This window comes from Streptomyces sp. NPDC005070, from assembly GCF_053600395.1.
In genome coordinates, this window is record NZ_JBSFZS010000510.1 from 1 (window position 1) to 1,416 (window position 1,416).

1 protein-coding gene and 1 pseudogene are annotated in these 1,416 nt (G+C 65.4%); both read right to left on the reverse strand.

Annotated features, from left to right (window positions below; translation table 11 throughout):
- Window positions 1-581: pseudogene (locus tag ACWEBX_RS40680) on the reverse strand (hypothetical protein); the annotation flags it as partial.
- A gap of 151 nt (window positions 582-732) precedes the next feature.
- Window positions 733-1,416: hypothetical protein (locus ACWEBX_RS40685; protein ID WP_451889720.1), on the reverse strand; the 684-nt coding region annotated here is incomplete at its 5' end.

Consider the following 1,416-nt stretch of genomic DNA (forward strand, 5'->3'; position numbering starts at 1 on the left):
CCGGTGAATCCCTGGCGCACGCTCGCCCACGCTGGCAGTCCGCGTGCCACGACCGGTCGGGGGTCGATGCCGCGTGCCCGCTCTGCTGCCTGCCGTCCGGCGCGGCCGCCGAGGAGGCGCTGTGCGGTGGCAGGAGGGATAGAGGCCAGCAGTCCCACACAGTGCACGCCGAAGTCGCGCAGGATCTGACCCTGCCGCGGGCCGATGCCGTACAGCGCCTCAACCGGCAGCGGTCCGAGCCAGTCGGCCACGTCGTGCGGGGCGATCAGCAACACCCCGCCGGTTTCGCTGATCTGAGCCGAGGCGGTTGCCGCAACGGCAATGCTCGGAGCGATCCCAATCCGCAGGTCCACCCCCAGCCTCGCCACGGACCGCACCCGGATCAACTCGCCCTGGCGCTGGGGGTCAAGCTGGTGGTAGCGCAGTACGCCCCTCAGCTCCACCAGGGCTGCCCCGGGTGGGGCGGCTTGGACGACCGGCGACACGTCCGCGAGCAACTCCAGTACCCGTCGATACGCCTCGTCCGGCAGCCGGTCTGGGCATCTCACGTGCACCACTGTCGACAGCTCGGTATCACCCATGACGTCTTCACCTCCACACTCTTACCGAGCACATAGAACACATATTCGAACACGCGACCCCGGAGCGACCCCCGAGAGTGATCTTCTGGTGACTACACGTCACACTCTTCTCGCCCCGATCGCGGCGCCTCAACTCAACAGGTCAAGGAGTTCATGGTGTCGTCTCGTCAAGGTGCACCCTCACAGCGCTGATGAACGCAGCGAGAGCATGCTGGACCCGCTCGCGCGCTTCCAGCATGCCCACAGATTTGATGCCGGGTACTGGACGCAGACGGAGGTCCTGGCGCAGAGCACTCACTAGGGGTGGCCTGAGTACACCGGTGTCAGTGATGGCCTGCCAGGCAGCGCCTACCCTCGGGTCGTCCGGCTCTGAGGCTTCGCGCAAGTTGCCGATGGCCACGGAGACCCGATTGCCATCTTGGGCCGCCTGCTTGAGACAGTCCCAGGCATGGGCAGCGCGCTGCTTTCGTGCTACACGCCTGAGAAGTTCATGGAGCGCAGACATGACTTGACCTGCCTTCTGCGCCAATTCCTCAGGCCCCTCCAAACGGATCATGGTGAAGGCTCGGCTCGCATCTCCGAGCACGCGCTTCACGATGAGGCCCAAGTAGTCCTCGATGGGATCCTTGCTATCAAACATGCGCATGCAGTCGTCCAAGGCGGTCTCAGCAGCCAGGACGAAAGGGACAGCGGCTTCACGTCGCGCTGACTTACGGTCCTGGATATGCGCGGCTCGGACAGCGAGTTCAGCGGCGTGGTGCGCGGCACGAGCCTGCCGTAGACCAACGAGGAGCGTCCACGTGAAACGCCGCTCCCTGAAAGCCGATTGGGCCAG